We start from the raw sequence: 17,033 nt of genomic DNA, 5'->3' as shown, positions 1-17,033 counted from the left end.
GCGCCATGGAAGCGACCGTGCTGCACGCCCCCGGAGACATCCGCCTCGAGCAGGTGCCGGACCCCACGATCGTCAGGCCGACCGACGCCGTCGTGCGGGTGACGGCCTCGTGCGTCTGCGGGTCGGACCTGTGGCCCTACCGCGGCGTCTCGCCGGTGAAGCGCCCCCGCCGGATCGGGCACGAGCACGTCGGCGTCGTCGAGGAGGTGGGCAGCGAGGTCAGCACCATCCGGACGGGTGACTTCGTGATCGCCCCCTTCCTGTGGTCGGACAACACCTGCGCCCACTGCCGCGCCGGCATACAGTCGGCCTGCGCCCACGGCGGAGGATTCGGCGGCCCGGACCGCGACGGCAACCTCGTCGACGGGTGCCAGGGCGAGTTCGTGCGGGTGCCGCTGGCCGACGGGACCCTCGTCGCGACGCCCGAGCAGCCCGACGAGGACCTGCTGCCCTCGTTGCTGACGCTCTCCGACGTCATGGCCACCGGCTGGCACGCGGCGGTCTCGGCACGGGTGCGCGAGGGTGGCACCGTCGCAGTCGTGGGCGACGGCGCCGTGGGGCTGTGTGGGGTGCTCTCCGCCAGCCAGCTGGGTGCCGGCCGGGTGATCGCCATGTCGCGGCACGCCGACCGCCAGGCGATCGCCACCGAGTTCGGCGCGACCGACATCGTGGCCGAGCGCGGGCCCGACGGCGTGGAGCGGGTCATGGAGCTCACCGACGGCGTCGGTGCCGACGCGGTCCTGGAGTGCGTCGGCACCAAGGAGTCCATGGAGCAGGCATTCGCCAGCACCCGCCCCGGTGGCACGGTCGGGTTCGTCGGGGTGCCCCACGGCGCGGAGGCCCCGGTGCGGCAGATGTTCGGCCGCAACGTCGGCCTGGCCGGCGGGATGGCGCCGGTGCGCGCCTACCTGCCCGACCTGCTCGAGCGGGTCCTGGACGGCCGGATCAACCCCGGCCGCGTCTTCGACCGGGTGCTGCCGCTGACCCAGGTGGCCGACGCCTACCGCGCGATGGACGAGCGCACCGCCATCAAGGTGATGCTGCGTCCCTGAGCGCCGAGGGCCCTGACCCACGGCCCGCCGCCCCTGACCCACGGCATACTCCCCTGATCACGGCATCACTCCCCCGCGATTTCGGTGGTCAGCAGGCTGTCAGGTAACCTCTCCGACGGAGGATTCGCATAGTGGCCTAGTGCGCACGATTGGAAATCGTGTTGGGATAAAACCCTCGGGGGTTCAAATCCCCCATCCTCCGCCACGAAGCCCCCAGCCCCCACGGGCTGGGGGTTTTCTGTGGCCCCGCCCGGGCCCGGCCGCGCTCCGACGCCGCCCCGGCCTCTCCCTGGCCCGGGCCGTGCGACCTTTTGTGCGCCAGGAGAGCTCTGACGTCGCGCGGCGCACAATACGTCGCACGGCTCACGTCGGCCCCGCGCGGTTTCGTCCGACGGGGGCGGGCCACGTAGCATGGGAGCCGGTCCCCCGTGCGGTGGTACCTCACTGAACTCCCCCAGGGCAGGAATGCAGCAAGGGCAGGTGAGCTCTTCCAGGTGCGCGGGGGACCCTTGCGTCCGTGACCCGATCGTGACCCGGGGGCGGGAACCGGCCACGCGCCGCGGGCCGTCGCACCCGCATGAAGAACACGACGTTGCTCGCAATGCTGCTGGTGGTGGGGCTCGGCGCCACGGCATGCTCAGGGGACTCCGAGCCGCACGACCCCACGGAGGGCACGCAGGGCGCCGACCACGAGGAGGCGCGCCGCTACGTCGAGGACTACGACGAGCAGGCCGACATGGACGGAGCCGGGGCACCTGCGCCCAGCACGACGCTCAAGGAGTCAGCGGCCGACGCTGGCGTCGGGGTCGAGCCGGTGCCCGTGCCGCCGATCCCGCCGGGGCCGGGTGAGGACAACACCTTCACCGACGTCGGCGAGACGGTGTGGGTGAGGGCGCAGGAGGACCCGCAGTCGACGTTCGCGCTGGACGTCGACACCGGCTCCTACCGGGTGGCTCACGCGATGGTCGCCGAGGGCCTGGCACCGGAGCCGGACTCGATCCGGGTCGAGGAGTGGGTCAACGCTTTCGAGTATGGCGACCAGGCACCTGAGGACACCGCGCTCGGTCTGCAGGTGGAGACCGGGGCCGCGCCCCGTGCCGCGGAGGGCACGGCGCTGGTGCGCGTGGGGGTGAGCTCGGTGGAGATCGCCGACGAGGACCGGCCGCAGGCCAACATCACCTTCGTCGTCGACACCTCCGGCTCGATGGACATCCGCAACCGGCTGGGTCTGGTGCAGTCGTCCCTGGCGCTGCTCGTCGACAGCCTCAACCCGGACGACACGATCGCGATCGTCATCTACGGCGACGAGGCGACGCCGTTGCTGGAGCCGACCCGTGTCGCGGACCGGGACACCATCATCAACGCGATCGAGGACCTGAGGCCCGGGGGCAGCACCAACATGGAAGCCGGGCTGCGGATGGGATACTCCCAGGCCCGCACCGCGCACGTCGAGGACGGCATCAATGCGGTGGTGCTCGCCTCCGACGGCGTGGCCAACGTCGGCGTCAGCGACGGCGGCGCCCTGGCCGAGGAGATCGCCGGTGCGGGCGAGGAGGGCATCCACCTGGTGACCGTCGGCTACGGCATGGGCAACTACAACGACACGCTCATGGAGCAGCTGGCCAACCAGGGCGACGGGTTCTACGCCTACCTGGACACCTTCGAGGAGGCCGAGCAGCTCTTCGTCGAGGACCTCACCGAGACGTTGACCGTGGTGGCTCGTGACGCCAAGAGCCAGGTGGAGTTCGACCCCGAGTTCGTGGAGTCCTACCGCCTGATCGGCTATCAGAACCGCGCGCTCGAGGACGATGAGTTCCGCGACGACACGGTCGACGCCGGCGAGCTGGGGGCGGGCCACCAGGTGTCCGCGCTCTATGAGCTGGTCCCGACCGGCGCGGTCACCGACGGCACCGTGGTCGGCGAGGCCCGGCTCCGGTGGGCGGATCCGGACAGCGGGGAGACCACCGAGGTCAACGCACCGATCGAGTGGTCGCAGGCGGAGGCTACGGACGCGCTGCAACTGGCCGCGCTCGTGGCGGACTCGGCCGAGCTGCTGAAGGGCAACAGCATCGTCAGCGAGCGCGGCTTCACGCTCAAGGACCTGCGTGAAGAGGCCGAGACCCTAGCGGGGTCGGACGTGGCCGGCATCGAGGACCTGCTCGACCTGCTCGATGAGGACCTGCGGGCGCCGGTCCCCTACGAGGAGAGGGACTGACGCTTCACGCTCACACCGTGAGCCTTACCGGGGGACAGCGTCCCTCCGGCCGAGTCCTCTCGTAGGGCACGGCGACATCACCACAGACCGGGACCGGTCACCGCGTGGGGGCGGTGGCCGGTCCCCCGGGGCGGGCGGCCCGTACAAAACCTCCCCAAAAAGCCGCGGGACGCCTACAAAACTTCCCCAAAAATTGGTCAGCGACGACGGCCGGTGCCGAAGATGCTCCGCGAGATCTCCCGGCCGATGACGGTGCCGGCCGAGCGGAGCATCGACTTGAACGCGGAGGAGCCGACGACCTGCTCGACGATCGAGGGGTCCTCCTCCTCACGCTTGCGGGCCGCCTTCTCCGCCGCGGCCGCCTGCTTCTCCGCCTCCTCGGCAGCCGCCTCCTCGGCAGCCGCCTCCTCGGCGGCGGCCGCCTCGGCCGCGGCCTTGGCACCGGCCTCCATCCGGGCCGCGAGGAGCTCGTAGGCGGACTCGCGGTCCAGCCCCTCGGCATACTTCGAGGCCAGCGGCGACCCGGCGACCACCGTGTCCACCGTCGCCTCGGGCGAGGGACCGATCGTGCCCTGCGGGGCGCGCAGCAGCGTCCACGCCACGGGCGTCGGCGCACCGCGGTCGGACAGGACGGTCACGATCGCCTCGCCGGTGCCCAGCTGGGTCAGCACCTCCTCCAGGTCGTAGTCGCTGATCGGGAAGGTCTTGGCCGCGGCCTTCAGCGCCTTGGCGTCGGAGGGGGTGAAGGCCCGCAGGGCGTGCTGCACCCGGTTGCCGAGCTGGGCCAGCACCGACTCCGGCACGTCCTTGGGCACCTGGGTGACGAAGAAGACGCCGACGCCCTTGGAGCGGATCAGCCGCACGGCCTGCTCGATCGACTCCAGGAAGGCCTTGGACGCGTCCTTGAACAGCAGGTGCGCCTCGTCGAAGAAGAAGACCAGCTTGGGCTTGTCGGGGTTGCCCACCTCGGGCAGGTCCTGGAACAGCTCGGCGAGCAGCCACATCAGGAACGTCGAGAAGACCGCCGGCTGGTCCTGGACACCGGGCAGCTCGAGGCAGCTGATGACTCCGCGGCCGTCCTCGGCGGTGCGCATCAGGTCGGACGCGGCGAACTCCGGCTCACCGAAGAACTCGTCGGCCCCGGCGCTCTCGAAGGCGATCAGCTCACGCAGGATCACCCCGGCCGTCGCGGTGGAGAGTCCGCCGAGGGCCTTCAGCTCGGCCTTGCCCTCGTCGGAGACCAGGTGCTGCACGACCGAGCGCAGGTCCTTCAGGTCCAGCAGCGCCAGGCCGTTGGTGTCCGCGTAGTGGAAGATCAGCCCGAGGCTCGACTCCTGCGTGTCGTTCAACCCGAGCACCTTGGACAGCAGGATCGGGCCGAAGGAGCTGATGGTGGCCCGGATCGGGGTGCCCTTGCCACGGCCGCCGAGTGCCAGGAACTCCACCGGGTATGCCGTGCCCTCCCACGGCTGCGCCAGTCCCGTCATGCGCTCGGTCACCTTGGGGTTGGCCTCCGCGGGGGTCGCCAACCCGGTCAGGTCACCCTTGATGTCGGCCAGGAACACCGGCACCCCCTCCGCGGACAGCTGCTCGGCCATCACCTGCAGGGTCACCGTCTTGCCCGTGCCGGTCGCGCCGGCCACGAGGCCGTGCCGGTTCATCGAGGCCAGCGGCAGCCGGACGGTGGCGTCGGGCACGGGCGCTCCCTCGTGCAGGGCGGCGCCCAGCGTGATGGACGGCCCCTCGAAGGTGTAGCCGGCGCGGATCTGGTCGAGCTGGGTCTCGGTCACGTTCTCGGTCACGGGCAGCACTCTAGTGAGTCCGGCCCGCCGGACTCCCTACACTGGGAGCATGATCTTCAAGGGAGTGGGCGACGGGCAGCCATACCCTCCCCACCACCTCGAGGACTGGTCGCACCTGCCGCCACGCATGATCCGGCTCGACGAGCTGGTCACGACGAAGGCGACGCTGGACCTGCAGCACCTGCTCGCGGCGGACTCCACGTTCTACGGCGACATCTTCTGTCACGTGGTGGACTACGACGGCCAGCTCTACCTGGAGGACGGTCTGCACCGGGCCCTGCGGGCCGCGCTCGCAGGTCGTCCGTTCGTGCACGGGCGTGTCCTCGTGGTCCCCGCCCCCACCGCTCGGTAGCGTTCGCTCACCGGATCACAAGGAGCTTCCCGTGGGTTACGTCCGTACTGCCGGTATGTCGACCGCCGCGCGCCGCCGTCGGCGCCGTGCCGCCCTGGTGCTGACCGCGCTGGTCGCGCTGCTGATCGCTGTCGCCGGCTACGCCGTCGCCTACTACCAGGGCTGGCTGCCCGGCACCGAGGGCGGCGACATCGACCAGGTCACCGCGACGTCCACCGCACCGTCGCTGGCTCCCTCGGACGTGACGGTCAACGTCTACAACGCCTCAGGCGTCACGGGCATCGCCGGGCGGACCTCGCAGGCCCTGAGCACGCACGGGTTCCAGATCGACGCCGTGGCCGACGCCCCCGCGGGCACCCAGACCCCGGAGGTCGCGGAGATCCGCTTCGGTGCGGCGAACCAGGAGGCGGCCGAGTTGCTGGCCACCTACATCTCCGGCGCCGTGCTCGTGGAGGACACGCGCGAGATCAACGAGATCGACCTCTACATCGGCACCGACTTCGTCGAGCTCGAGCCCGCGCCGGGCGACTCGCCGAGCGCGACGGGCTGACGGCTTCCGCGGACCGGCCGATGGTCCGCACGCGTGTGGCAGGGCGGTCACGGTGACCCGCGCGGAGCTCGAGCAGGACCTGGTCGCCATCGCAGTGACGGCCAGGACCTGACTCGGGGGGACCACCGCGCGGGTCACCAGCCCGACCACCCACGTCGGACGGCGGTAGGCCCCGCGAGGAGGGGGGGCTTCGCGGGACCTACCGAGCGTGCCAGGGGACTCTCAGGCAATCGAGTCGCCGGCACATGTCCTCCGAGAACCCGTCACCACTGCTTGCCAACAGGGCACCGGGCGCATTGTGCGTATTCAGTACGCTATGGCACCCGCCGTGAGAATCCCGTGAGACTTCGATGAGAGTCTTCTCATGATTGGCGACCGTCACTCCAGCGGGGAGGATGGACCCATGAGCACCGAGTATGCCGTCAGGCCGGCCGACCCCTCCGTCACCGACGGCGGTGGCAGACCGGCTGTGCACGTCGATGAGGCGGTGGCCCTGGCCCGGGAGACGCAGGCCTGGTGGTCCTCGATCGGGTTCGCCGGGAGGCGGCACCTGCTGGACCGGTGGCGCGAGGACATCGTGGAGCACCTCGACGAGCTGGCCGCGGTCGTGCGCCGCGAGACCGGCAAGCCGCACGGGGACGCCGTGCTGGAGATCGGGTTGGCGGTCGAGCACCTGGCGTGGGCGGCCAAGCACGCCAGCAGGACGCTGGGCCGCCGACGGGTGGGCTCGACGCTGCTGGCGGTGCACCTCTCCGCGACGGTGGAGTACCTCCCCTTCGGAGTGATCGGCGTGATCGGCCCCTGGAACTACCCGGTCTTCACGCCGATGGGCTCCATCGGCTACGCCCTGGCGGGCGGCAATGCCGTGGTGTTCAAGCCCTCCGAGCTCACGCCGCAGACCGGTCAGTGGCTGGTCGACAGCTTCGAGCGGGCCGTCGGACGACCGGTCCTCCTGGCGGTCCAGGGTGGCGCGGAGGTCGGTGACGCGCTGTGCCGCTCCGGCGTCGACAAGGTCGGTTTCACCGGGTCGACGCGCACCGCCCAGAAGGTGATGGCCACGTGCGCGGAGACCCTGACGCCCGTGCTCATCGAGGGCGGCGGCAAGGACGCCCTCATCGTCGACGCGGACGCCGACGTCGCGGCCGCTGCGCTGGCGGCGGTCTGGGGCGGGGTGAGCAACGCCGGTCAGACCTGCATCGGCGTCGAGCGGGTGCTGGCCCACGAGGCGGTGTACGACGAGCTGGTCGCCGCCATCTGCCGGGAGGCGTCCCACCTGCGTGCCGGCACCGACGAGGACGCGGACCTCGGGCCGATCACGCTGCCGAAGCAGCTCGGCATCATCCGCGACCAGGTGACCGAGGCCGTGGCCGCCGGCGCGCGGGCCGTGGTGGGGGGCGAGCAGGCCGCGGTGGGGGGCGAGCAGGCTGTGGTGCGGGGCGAGCAGGCCGGTCAGGACGCACCCCGCGGACCTCAGGTGCCGGACGACGCGCCGATCTCCGACCCGGCCCGGGTGATCCAACCGGTCGTCCTGGTCGACACGCCGACCGGCGCCCGGATCCAGTCCGAGGAGACCTTCGGTCCCGTGATCACCGTCGACCGGGTCAGCGACATGGACGAGGCCGTGGCCGTCGCCAACGCGGTGCCCTACGGCCTGGGGGGCGCGGTCTACTCCCGTCGCAACGGCCCCGAGATCGCCCGTCGCGTGCGCAGCGGCATGACCTCGGTCAACAACGTGGTGGGCTTCGCCGGCCTGCCCGCCCTCCCGTTCGGCGGCGTGGGCGGCTCCGGCTTCGGCCGGATCCACGGCGAGGACGGGCTGCGCGAGTTCTGCTACGCCAAGTCCGTGGCGAGGCAGCGCTTCACGCCGCCCGTAAGCATGACCAACTTCGAGCGCCGGGCACGCGTGGACGGAATCTTCAGGACCGCACTCACGCTGGTGCACGGCAAGCGGCCGTGGAGGGCGTGAGCAGATGACCTCCCGGCGGTTGCTCGTCGTCCACCACACCCCCTCCCCGGGGATGCAGGCCATGCTCGAGGCGGCGCTGACAGGGGCCCGGGACGAGGAGATCACCGGCGTCGACGTCGTGGTCCGGCCGGCCCTGACCGCCGGCCCGGTGGACGTGCTCGAGGCCGACGCCTACCTGCTGGGGACCCCGGCGAACATCGGCTACATCTCCGGGGCGATGAAGCACTTCTTCGACCAGGTCTACTACCCGTGCCTGGAGGCCACGAGGGGGCGGCCGTTCGCGGCCTACGTCCACGGCAACGAGGGACTCGAGGGTGCCGTCCGGGCGATCGGGAGCATCACCTCGGCCCTGGGCTGGGAGGCGGTGGCCCCGACCTTGGAGGTGATGGGCGCACCGGACCGGGAGGCCATCGAGGGGTGCCAGGAGCTCGGCGCCGTCCTCGCGGCCACCGTCATGCCCGAGGACTGATGCCCTCGACGGCCCCACAGTATGCCGAGCGTCACCGCAATCGTTGAACTGCGCTCAGTGCTGGCCAAGGCCGAGGTCCACCCTCGCGACGACCGGCATCTCCGCGCCCCACCGCCGTTCTTCGTCGCCCAGCAGCTCGACCAGCGCCCACCCGTCGTCGTTGACCCGGCCACGCCACAGGCGCACGCCGGCGACGGGGACCGCCCAGGGCCGGGTGTCGAGCGGGAGACCGGCCAGCACATCGACATACTCCCCCACCATGGCGGGCGGTACGGTGACCCTGAACTGGCCCGCACCCGCGACTTGGCCCTCCTCGCGGGAGCGCTGGTGCGTGGCGGGCACATCCCTGATCACCAGGCCACCACCGGGGACGTCCATGGCCACCGTCGCCGGGGAGCCCTGGGGTCGGGTCGCGGGCGGGCCGTCGAGCTCACCGCGGGCCCGGTGGAGCGACAGGGTGACGACGTGGGGTTCGCCCAGCTCCACGACGATGCGCACTCCCCCGAGGAGCTCCAGGGTCACCCACGTCTTCTCCCGTTGCCCCACCAGCACGCGTCGCCCGGAGGGGAGGGCAACGACCCCGGGGACGTGCAACCACGCCACGCCACCCCATGCGTCAGCCCCCCGAGCGCCCGGCCGCCTGCTCATCCGCGGCCGTCTCGACTGTCGGCACGTTCCTCGTCCGTGGTCGCCAGGTGTCTGCCCACGAGCACTTCCCTTCAGGAGAGCGGACCGGAAGATACATGCGCTCACTGCGCGAACTATAGAGCGCTGGTAAATGTTTGGTAAAGGCTGAGTCAAGTCCCGACGTCGAGCCACCCAGCCATTGATGCGCCGGCCCGAGGACGAATCGCAACAATCACCCCATTACTGGCCTATGACTTGGCAAAGTCTCTTCCCTGCGAGCAGGACGGTGACTAGGTTCTGTCCCGCCCCGGCCGCCCGCGAAACCCTGCGGGTCGAGTCCCCTCGCGACATGGAGGTCGCTCATGCACCAGCACACCAGGATGCGTCGGTTCGGCGTACTCATCGCCGCGGGAGGGCTGGCCGTCTCCGGCCTCGTCGCCCTCCCCAGCACCGCCGCCCCGCCGACCAAGCCCAACCCCGTCGCGTGCGACAACCGCAACAACAACACCTACCCCAAGCTGCTGGACTGCGTGAGCGGCGACGGCGCCTTCGAGCACCTCGAGGCCTTCCAGGCGATCGCCGACGAGCACGGCAGCCGTGCCGAGGGCACGCCCGGATACCAGGCCAGCGTCGACTACGTCATTGACGTCATGGAGGACGCCGGCTGGGACGCCGAGGCCGTGCCCTTCGACTACGAGGGCACCAACTCTGTGGTCGAACAGCTGACGCCGGTCCAGGCCACCTACAGCCACTACGTGGCCGAGGGGTCCGGCGAGGGTGACGTGACGGCTGCCGTCAGCGGCGTGGACCTCGCCCTGGACCCGCCGCGTGCGAGCACCAGCGGCTGCGAGGCCGCGGACTTCGACGGGTTCACCCCCGGTGACATCGCGCTCGTGCAGCGCGGGACCTGTGCCTTCGGCCTCAAGGCGGAGAACGCCGAGGCCGCCGGCGCCAGCGCGGTCCTCATCATGAACCAGTGCGACACCCCGGACCGGTGCGGGCCGCTCAACCCGACGCTCGTGCCGTCCGTGGTGACCATCCCCGTCGTCGGGCTGACATATGCCGACGGCGAGGCCCTGGCCCAGGACGGCTCCACGGCGCACGTCCAGGTCGACTACGTGATCAAGGAGTCGCTCAACGTCATCGCCGAGCTGCCGGGCCGCAACGACAACAACGTCGTCATGGCCGGTGCGCACCTCGACAGCGTCGAGGAGGGCGCGGGCATCAACGACAACGGATCCGGCTCGGCCGGGCTGCTCGAGGTCGCCCAGAAGCTGGGCAACCACAAGCCCCAGAACACCCTGCGCTTCGCGTTCTGGGGTGCTGAGGAGATCGGCCTGATCGGCTCCACCGAGTGGGTCGCCGACCAGTCGCAGGAGGAGCTCGACCGGATCGCGCTCTACCTGAACTTCGACATGATCGGTTCGCCCAACTACTACCTCGGTGTCTACGACGCCAACGAGTCGACGTTCCCGGCCCCGGCCGGTGTGCCGATCCCGGAGGGCTCGGTGGCCATCGAGCGCACCTTCGAGTCGTTCTACACCCTCGCCGGCGAGCCCTACGACGACTCGCAGTTCAGCGGGCGCAGCGACTACCAGGCCTTCATCGCCAACGACATCCCCTCCGGTGGTCTGTTCACCGGCGCAGAGGGCGTGAAGACCGACGAGCAGGCCGCGATCTGGGGCGGCACGGCGGGCGACTGGTTCGACCCGTGCTACCACCAGGCGTGCGACGACCTGGGCAACGTGAGCATGCACGCCCTGGACGTCAACGTCGACTCGGTGGCCTTCGCCGTGCTGACCTTCGCCTACTCCACGGAGTCCGTCAACGGCGTCAAGGGCAAGAAGGTCCCGGGCAACTTCCGCATCCCGGCGCCCGCCGGCCCGGAAGGCACGTTCGCAACATGACCGCCGCAGGTCACTGACCTCTGGCCCGACTCACGGCGCCCCAGGACGACTCCCGGTCCTGGGGCGCCGTGCTGTCCGCGCCCCCGTGGTGCCGGTGCTCCCCCGTGGTGCCGGTGATCCTCGTGTTTGCCCCCGTCTTCGAGCGCGAGGACGGCGGCAGCCCCCGTCTTCGAGCGCGAGGACGGCAGCGACCCCCGTCTTCGAGCGCCCTGTGTCGCTTCGAGCTGGTTACAGTCGGCCCGAGGATGAGCGAGGCGCTCGAAGACGATGGACGGTGGGGCCGAGCAGGTGGCGGTGGACGAGCGCGTGGACGGCGGGGCCGAGCAGTTGGCGGGTGGACGGGCGCGTGGGCTGCGGGGCCGGGCAGGTGGCGGGGGGACGAGCGCGTGGACGGCGGGGGCCGGGCCGGCGCACCCGCCTCAGACCGGCGTGATCGGCAGCCGCAGCGCGCCGGGCGCGGGGCCGGGCACCGCGGGGGTGAGGGGCGGGACCGGGCGGGTGACGGCATACTGCTCGCCGAGGTCGGGGCGCGGGTCGGGCTCGCCCTTGTTGGGCCACAGGGCCATCGCGCGCTCGGCCTGGGCGGTGATGGTGAGCGAGGGGTTGACGCCGAGGTTCGCCGAGACCGCGGAGCCGTCGACGACGTGCAGGCCGGGATAGTTGAAGACCCGGTGGTAGGGGTCGATGACCCCCGTCCCGGCGCTGTCGCCGATGACGCAGCCCCCGAGGAAGTGTGCGGTCAGCGGCCGGTTGAACTGCTCGCCGATGTTGCCGCCGGGGACGCCGCCGACGATGCGGGCCATCCTGCGGACCGCCTCGTTGGCCGCCGGGATCCAGGTCGGGTTCGGGGCGCCGTGCCCCTGCCGGCTGCCGAGCACCCAGCGGCGGGTGAACCGGGTGCGGCGCGGGAAGGTGGTGATCGAGTTGTCCAGCGACTGCATGACCAGCGCGATCACGGTGCGCTCCGACCAGTGCCGCAGGTCGTAGATCCTGGGCAGGATGCGCCGCTGGCGCCACAGCTCCGCCGCCCAGGTGCGCCACCGCGGCGTCCCCTCGACCTCGTCGGTGAGCACCGTCTGCAGGGCCGACATCGCGTTGGAGCCGTGGCCGTACCTGACCGGCTCGATGTGCGTCTGCGGGTCGGGGTGGATCGAGGAGGTGATCGCCACGCCCCGGCTGAAGTCCGGCCCGTCGCCGGTGCGGATCGCCCCGAGCAGCGACTCGGAGTTGGTCCGCGACAAGGCCCCCAGCCGCGGCGAGAGCTCCGGCAGGTCACCCGTCTCCCGCATCCGGTGCAGCAGGCGCTGGGTCCCGAGTGCAGAGGCCGCGAGTATGACGTGGCTCGCCGTGAGCTCGTAACGCCCGGGCCGCGTGGGCCGAGTGTCCTTCACCGTCACGACGTACCGACCCTCCCCAATTCTTGGGGTGGTCTTGCCCGCCTCCCGCGCATCCGTGGGGAGGTTCTGCACGTCGTTGGGGAGGTTCTGCAGGTCCTTGCGTAGGTGCTGCCCGTCGGCACCGACGGGCCGGATCCGGGTGACCGTGCTCAGCGGGCGGACCTGTGCCCCGAGCCTCTCCGCCAGGTGCAGGTAGTTCTTGACCAGCGTGTTCTTCGCGTTGTGCCGGCAGCCGGTCATGCACTCGCCGCACTCCGTGCAACCCCGGCGCTCCGGTCCCGCCCCGCCGAAGTAGGGATCGGCGACCGGCTCCCCCGCGCCCGTGCCGAAGTGCACGCCGACCGGCGCGGAGTGGAAGGTGTCCCCCACGCCCATCTCCTCGGCGACCTGACGCAGTGCCTCGTCGGACGGGGTGTGCGTCGGGTTGGTGACCACGCCGAGCATCCGCTTGGCCTGGTCGTAGTAGGGCGCGAGCTCGGCCCGCCAGTCGGTGAGGTGCGCCCACTGCGGGTCGGTGTAGAACTCCGGGAGCGGTTCGTACAGGGTGTTGGCGTAGACGAGGGAACCACCCCCGACGCCCGCGCCCGAGAGGATCATCGCGTTGTTGAGCGTGTCGATGCGCTGGATGCCGTAGCACCCGATCTCGGGACGGAACAGGTAGCGCCGCAGCTCGAAGGAGGTCGTCGCGAAGTCGGCGTCGGCGAACCAGGCTCCGGCCTCCAGGACCAGCACGCGGTAGCCCTTCTCCGCGAGCCGCAGGGCCGCCACGGACCCGCCGAACCCGGAGCCGACGACGATGACGTCCCAGTGCTCCCGTGCGCTCCGGGCGGCCCTGCGCCAGGGATGCCCCTGCGGCCAACCCCTCGTGCGCGTCGTCGCGCTCACGCGATGCCCACACGGGCCGCGGCCAGGGCGAACTGGTGGTCCATGAGGTCGTCCGCAGGCTCGAAGGTGTTCCTGAACTGACCGAACAGCTCGAAGCTGATCAGGCCGTAGACCTGGGTCCACGCCGCGATCCCCCGGAGCAGGACCGCGTCAGGCACCTCGGTACCGAAGAAGGCCCGGACGATGTCCAGCTGAGCGCTCAGTGCTGCGCTGATCGGCGCGTCCTCGCCGGCGAGAGGCGGGGAGACCCGGCCCGCGGCATACTCCTCGATCAGCAGCCCCATCATCGCGGCGGGGACGCGTGTGCCGGGGGCGATGGTGTCATCCGGCGCGCGGTAGCCGGGGACCGGCGAGCCGTGAAGCAGCGCGAACTCGTGCGGGTGCTCACGGCCCCAGCCGCGGATCGCTGCAGCCATCGCCACGAACCGCTCGGCCGCGGTGCCCTCCCCCTCCGCCGCCCGCTCGACCGCCAGCCCGACGGCGTCGTAGCTCTCGATGATGAGCAGGGTGAGCAGCTCGTCACGGCTGGCGACGTAGCGGTAGACCGCCGAGGAGACCATGCCGATCTCCCTCGCGACCGCGCGCAGGGAGAGCCCGTCGGCCCCGTGCTCGGCCAGCTCGCGACGGCCCGCGGCCATGATCTGCGCCATCACCTCGGCACGGTTGCGCTCCCGCACGCCGGGCTCGTGGGTCTCGGTCGGCGGGGTGTGCTCGGTCATGCCCGGATCATCACACATCCGAGAGCACTGCACGCAGCGCCGGTTGCGACCAGCAGTTTCGGTCGCGTAGAAGACGTCGCATGCGACGACTTCTGCGTGACCAAAAGTGCAGGCCGTGCGGAGTGGCCGCCGAGGCGTGGCAGTCTCACACCGTTCAGCACCCCTGTCCCGGTGACCGGTGGGAGGTCTGCGACGTGGTGAAGGTGATCCGCTCCTTGCCTGGGCCCACGGCATCGACCCGAAGGACCTTAGGGCACCCCCCTGACCTAGCGCCTACTCGCGGCTGAACTCGACCCAGCGGCCGTCACTGGCGACGACGACCCGCCAGCCCTCGAGCTCGAACACGTGCTGGTCGCCCTCCCTCGTCGCCGGCACCCCGAAGGTGGCCTCGAGCCGGAGGTAGGCGTCGTTGTCGTCCGGGGTGGCCAGCTGCTGGCCCACGTCGCCCTCCCCGACGGCGACGACGGTGCCGTCGGCGAGGGCACGGGCGATCAGGGCCTCCTCGTCACAGGTCGCCGCCATCCCGATCAGGTCGTTCGCGGTCTGCAGGGCCAGTGCGCTCAGGCCCGTCGAGTTCAGGGGTGGCGGGTTCTGCCAGGAGGTCGAGCACTCGACCGGCAGCGGCGGTGGCACCCGCCGGGCGGCCACCTCCGCCTCGGACAGCACGTCCGCGAGCTCCTCCACTGAGCCGACCGGCGGCCAGTCCGCCCGCATGTCGGCGTAGTCGGTATAGGGATTGCCGATCCCGCCGGGGACGTCGATCCAGAACCCGTCCACATAGGGCCGGACGGGCGCGCTCTCGTCCACCGGCTGCACCTGGTTGCGCAGCACCACCAGCACGGGACCACCGACGGCCGCGCTCACCTGCGGCGTCACCTCGTGCAGTGGCCCGCTGTCGAGGAGGACGTCGATCCGATCTCGCGCCAGGAAGTCCTCCGGGATGGTCTCTGCCACGTCGACAGTGACGACGAAGTCGTCGCCGCGGGCCCGCACGTCCCACACCTCCCCGACGACGACGTAGGCGGCAGCCGGGCTGATGGCCAGCGTGGGGCTCTTCAGCGGGCGGTAGTCCACCTGCAGCCCGCTCGCCCGCATCCCGGCCAGGAAGGCCTGGTTCGCGACCAGCAGGTCATCCACCGGCCCCGGCGACGGCGTGGTCTCGACGGCCGGCGCCAGGTCGACCGGCGCACGGTCCCACTGGCTCACCGCGAAGCCTCCGAGCGCCACGGCGACCACGGCCGAACCGGCCACGAGCCGCCGGTTCCGGCGACGCCGGCGGGCCGTCCGCCACACTCCCTCGACAAGGTCGACCTCGGGGGCGCCGGCCACGCCACGATCCAGGAACTCACGCAGGTCACTCATCGGGCCTCCTCCGCCACCATGACGCCGAACTCCTCCCGGAGCCGGCGCAGCGCCACGTGCGCCTGGCTCTTGACCGTCCCCGGCGTGACCCCCAGGGTCTGGGCAATCTGCTGCTCGGACAGGTCGTCGTAGTAACGCAGCACCAGGACCGCACGCTGTCTCGGCGTCAGCGCCTGCAGCGCCGCCCGGACATCGGCCCCGGCCACCCATGCCTCGCTGCGGCCGGCGACACCCGTCTCGGGCAGCTCGTCCATCGGCGTCTCACGCCGACGTCGCCGCCATCGGGACACAGCAGCGTTGTAGATGATCCGCCGCGCATAGGCGTCCGGCGCCTCGTGCCGCAGCCGCGACCAGCGGTCGGCAACCTTGAGGAGAGCGTCCTGGACCAGGTCCTCCGCTGTCGACTGGTCGCCGGTCAGCAGGATCGCCGAGCGCAGGAAGTCGCGCTGGCGCGACAGCGCCCACGCCTCGAACTCCCGCTCATGCTCGGCCACCGGACCTCCTCCTCGGCTGGCCCCGTCGGCTCAGCCTCAGTGACTCAACGCGGGGAGGGCCCCGGAGGTTGGTGCCGGGCGGCCACGAGTTGCCGGGCCCGGTCGCGTGCCTGGCTGCTGGAGGCGACCAGATCGGCGGGCGCACCCGCCTCGACCCGCATCACGAGGGCGGTCTCGAACTCCGCCAGCGCGTCCTCCACCCGTCCGGCGGCCAGCAGCGCCTTGCCGTGATGCTGCCGCAGGACCGGCTCCCAGGGCGAGCCGGTGCACTCGGCCAGCAGGTCGGCATACTGCCGCAGGGCCTCGTCGACCTCGCCCAGGGGCGCGGGCACAGTCGGCGCGCAGGGCGCGCACCCGCACCGACGACTCGGCAGTATGCAGTCGCTCGCGTGCGCGGGACGGGTCACCTGACCAGAGGGCCTCGATCGCGTCCACCAGCGGGTCGGTCGCCATGCCCTCCCGGAAGGCGGTCAGGTCGGTGATCCGGGGCCGGAGGCTCGCGCCGTCCATCACCCAGCCTGGGCCGCCCGCGACGTCGGCGGGGAGGTCGTCAGCAGGCACGGGGTCGGTCGGTTCACTCACCCAGGCATGGTGCCACGGCACCTGTGGACAACCCGCGAGGCTCGGGCGCGATCCGTGGCACGGTGGGGGCCATGAGCGAAAGGGGGCACAATGGGGACCATGACGGTCATCCCGCACGCGGGACCGATGACCCGCGAGGACCTGGAGGAGCTCCGGTCCGCGCAGGGCGAGTCGGCGATCCGCTATGAGTTGCTGGACGGGAGCATCCTGGTGACGCCGGCACCCGGTCGGTGGCACCAGACCGCGGCCTTCGGGCTCGCCCGGCTGCTTCACGAGCACAAACCTCATGAGCTCGTCGTGCTGATGGCCCCCTTCGACGTCGACCTCTCCGAGGACACCAGCCTGCAGCCGGACATCCTCGTCGCCCGCCGCGGCGACCTCACCGACCGCAACCTGCCGACTGCCCCGGTGCTGGCGGTCGAGGTGCTCTCGCCGAGCACCCGCCGGATCGACCTGACGCTCAAGCGGGACCGGTTCCGCGAGGCGGGCTGTGCGTCCTATTGGACGGTGGACCCCCTGGTGCCTTCCGTCACCATGTGGGAGCTGCAGGAGGGCACCTACGAGCGGGTGGTGGTCGCCCAGGGCGACCAACCCGTGGCGGTGACCACGCCCTTCCCGGTGCGGCTGACCCCGAGCGCGCTGCTGGCGGACTGA

At 71.4% G+C, this 17,033-nt stretch carries 15 protein-coding genes, 1 tRNA gene and 1 other RNA gene; 10 read left to right on the top strand and 7 right to left on the bottom strand.

Annotated elements, in window-relative coordinates; all coding sequences use genetic code 11:
• Positions 1–5: 5 nt before the first annotated feature.
• The 4 genes from MWU75_RS00375 to MWU75_RS00360 all read left to right on the top strand — a co-directional run bounded on the left by MWU75_RS00375 (position 6) and on the right by MWU75_RS00360 (position 3,267).
• Positions 6–1,052, top strand: a complete 1,047-nt coding sequence (locus MWU75_RS00375; protein WP_247087338.1) for a zinc-dependent alcohol dehydrogenase family protein — start codon at positions 6–8, stop codon at positions 1,050–1,052.
• A gap of 117 nt (positions 1,053–1,169) precedes the next feature.
• Positions 1,170–1,257, top strand: a tRNA-Ser gene (locus MWU75_RS00370).
• A 212-nt stretch (positions 1,258–1,469) separates the two neighbouring features.
• An RNA gene (ffs, locus tag MWU75_RS00365) (signal recognition particle sRNA small type) lies at positions 1,470–1,566 on the top strand.
• Between the two features lie 63 nt (positions 1,567–1,629).
• A complete protein-coding gene (locus MWU75_RS00360; protein WP_247087337.1) occupies positions 1,630–3,267 on the top strand; it encodes a von Willebrand factor type A domain-containing protein in 1,638 nt (545 codons plus the stop codon).
• Positions 3,268–3,464: 197 nt separating this feature from the next.
• Here the strand turns inward: MWU75_RS00360 and MWU75_RS00355 are convergent, their stop codons facing one another.
• Positions 3,465–5,069, bottom strand: coding sequence for a helicase HerA-like domain-containing protein (locus tag MWU75_RS00355; RefSeq protein WP_247087336.1), 1,605 nt, complete (start codon positions 5,067–5,069; stop codon positions 3,465–3,467).
• Positions 5,070–5,118: 49 nt separating this feature from the next.
• On the opposite strand from MWU75_RS00355, the gene MWU75_RS00350 reads away from it, so the two are divergent.
• The 4 genes from MWU75_RS00350 to MWU75_RS00335 all read left to right on the top strand — a co-directional run bounded on the left by MWU75_RS00350 (position 5,119) and on the right by MWU75_RS00335 (position 8,406).
• The gene (locus tag MWU75_RS00350) at positions 5,119–5,421 is read left to right on the top strand and encodes a type II toxin-antitoxin system VapB family antitoxin (RefSeq protein ID WP_247087335.1); all 303 of its coding nucleotides are present in this window, start codon (positions 5,119–5,121) and stop codon (positions 5,419–5,421) included.
• 31 nt (positions 5,422–5,452) lie between these two features.
• Positions 5,453–5,971 carry a LytR C-terminal domain-containing protein gene (locus tag MWU75_RS00345; RefSeq protein ID WP_247087334.1) on the top strand — a complete coding sequence of 173 codons (519 nt, stop codon included), beginning with the start codon at positions 5,453–5,455 and terminating at the stop codon, positions 5,969–5,971.
• Positions 5,972–6,374: 403 nt separating this feature from the next.
• Positions 6,375–7,937 carry an aldehyde dehydrogenase family protein gene (locus tag MWU75_RS00340; RefSeq protein WP_247087333.1) on the top strand — a complete coding sequence of 521 codons (1,563 nt, stop codon included), beginning with the start codon at positions 6,375–6,377 and terminating at the stop codon, positions 7,935–7,937.
• A gap of 4 nt (positions 7,938–7,941) precedes the next feature.
• Complete coding sequence (locus MWU75_RS00335) at positions 7,942–8,406, top strand: flavodoxin (RefSeq protein WP_247087331.1); 465 nt, start codon at positions 7,942–7,944, stop codon at positions 8,404–8,406.
• A gap of 54 nt (positions 8,407–8,460) precedes the next feature.
• Here MWU75_RS00335 and MWU75_RS00330 read toward each other — a convergent pair whose 3' ends face one another.
• Entirely contained in the window at positions 8,461–8,928 is a 468-nt protein-coding gene (locus MWU75_RS00330) for a hypothetical protein (protein WP_247087329.1), read from the bottom strand.
• Between the two features lie 467 nt (positions 8,929–9,395).
• Here MWU75_RS00330 and MWU75_RS00325 point away from each other — a divergent pair, with 467 nt between their 5' ends.
• Positions 9,396–10,940: a M20/M25/M40 family metallo-hydrolase gene (locus tag MWU75_RS00325; protein ID WP_247087327.1), complete on the top strand. Its 1,545-nt coding sequence runs from the start codon at positions 9,396–9,398 to the stop codon at positions 10,938–10,940.
• 419 nt (positions 10,941–11,359) lie between these two features.
• Here MWU75_RS00325 and MWU75_RS00320 read toward each other — a convergent pair whose 3' ends face one another.
• The 5 genes from MWU75_RS00320 to MWU75_RS00300 all read right to left on the bottom strand — a co-directional run bounded on the left by MWU75_RS00320 (position 11,360) and on the right by MWU75_RS00300 (position 16,129).
• Positions 11,360–13,135, bottom strand: a complete 1,776-nt coding sequence (locus MWU75_RS00320; RefSeq protein ID WP_247088105.1) for a GMC family oxidoreductase — start codon at positions 13,133–13,135, stop codon at positions 11,360–11,362.
• A gap of 83 nt (positions 13,136–13,218) precedes the next feature.
• On the bottom strand, positions 13,219–13,941 hold the full coding sequence (locus tag MWU75_RS00315; RefSeq protein WP_247087325.1) for a TetR/AcrR family transcriptional regulator: 723 nt from the start codon (positions 13,939–13,941) through the stop codon (positions 13,219–13,221).
• Positions 13,942–14,214: 273 nt separating this feature from the next.
• Positions 14,215–15,303, bottom strand: a complete 1,089-nt coding sequence (locus MWU75_RS00310) for a hypothetical protein (RefSeq protein WP_247087323.1) — start codon at positions 15,301–15,303, stop codon at positions 14,215–14,217.
• A complete protein-coding gene (locus MWU75_RS00305) occupies positions 15,300–15,797 on the bottom strand; it encodes a SigE family RNA polymerase sigma factor (protein ID WP_247087321.1) in 498 nt (165 codons plus the stop codon). Before MWU75_RS00305 ends, MWU75_RS00310 begins: the two co-directional genes overlap by 4 nt.
• Positions 15,798–15,841: 44 nt before the next feature.
• Positions 15,842–16,129: a hypothetical protein gene (locus MWU75_RS00300; protein WP_247087318.1), complete on the bottom strand. Its 288-nt coding sequence runs from the start codon at positions 16,127–16,129 to the stop codon at positions 15,842–15,844.
• A 349-nt stretch (positions 16,130–16,478) separates the two neighbouring features.
• On the opposite strand from MWU75_RS00300, the gene MWU75_RS00295 reads away from it, so the two are divergent.
• Positions 16,479–17,033, top strand: a complete 555-nt coding sequence (locus MWU75_RS00295; protein WP_247087316.1) for a Uma2 family endonuclease — start codon at positions 16,479–16,481, stop codon at positions 17,031–17,033.

This window comes from Ornithinimicrobium sp. F0845 (assembly GCF_023015765.1).
GTDB lineage: Bacteria > Actinomycetota > Actinomycetes > Actinomycetales > Dermatophilaceae > Ornithinicoccus.
The sequence above is the reverse complement of the archived record's forward strand: the minus strand, read 5'-3'. Positions and strand labels throughout refer to the sequence as shown.

What these genes read in the sequence shown, in the direction of transcription:
- MWU75_RS00375 (WP_247087338.1), top strand. Translation starts at nt 6, where the DNA reads ATGGAAGCGACCGTGCTGCACGCCCCCGGAGACATCCGCCTCGAGCAG.
- MWU75_RS00360 (WP_247087337.1), top strand. Translation starts at nt 1,630, where the DNA reads ATGAAGAACACGACGTTGCTCGCAATGCTGCTGGTGGTGGGGCTCGGC.
- MWU75_RS00350 (WP_247087335.1), top strand. Translation starts at nt 5,119, where the DNA reads ATGATCTTCAAGGGAGTGGGCGACGGGCAGCCATACCCTCCCCACCAC.
- MWU75_RS00340 (WP_247087333.1), top strand. Translation starts at nt 6,375, where the DNA reads ATGAGCACCGAGTATGCCGTCAGGCCGGCCGACCCCTCCGTCACCGAC.
- MWU75_RS00335 (WP_247087331.1), top strand. Translation starts at nt 7,942, where the DNA reads ATGACCTCCCGGCGGTTGCTCGTCGTCCACCACACCCCCTCCCCGGGG.
- MWU75_RS00325 (WP_247087327.1), top strand. Translation starts at nt 9,396, where the DNA reads ATGCACCAGCACACCAGGATGCGTCGGTTCGGCGTACTCATCGCCGCG.
- MWU75_RS00315 (WP_247087325.1), bottom strand. Translation starts at nt 13,941, where the DNA reads ATGACCGAGCACACCCCGCCGACCGAGACCCACGAGCCCGGCGTGCGG.
- MWU75_RS00310 (WP_247087323.1), bottom strand. Translation starts at nt 15,303, where the DNA reads ATGAGTGACCTGCGTGAGTTCCTGGATCGTGGCGTGGCCGGCGCCCCC.
- MWU75_RS00295 (WP_247087316.1), top strand. Translation starts at nt 16,479, where the DNA reads ATGACGGTCATCCCGCACGCGGGACCGATGACCCGCGAGGACCTGGAG.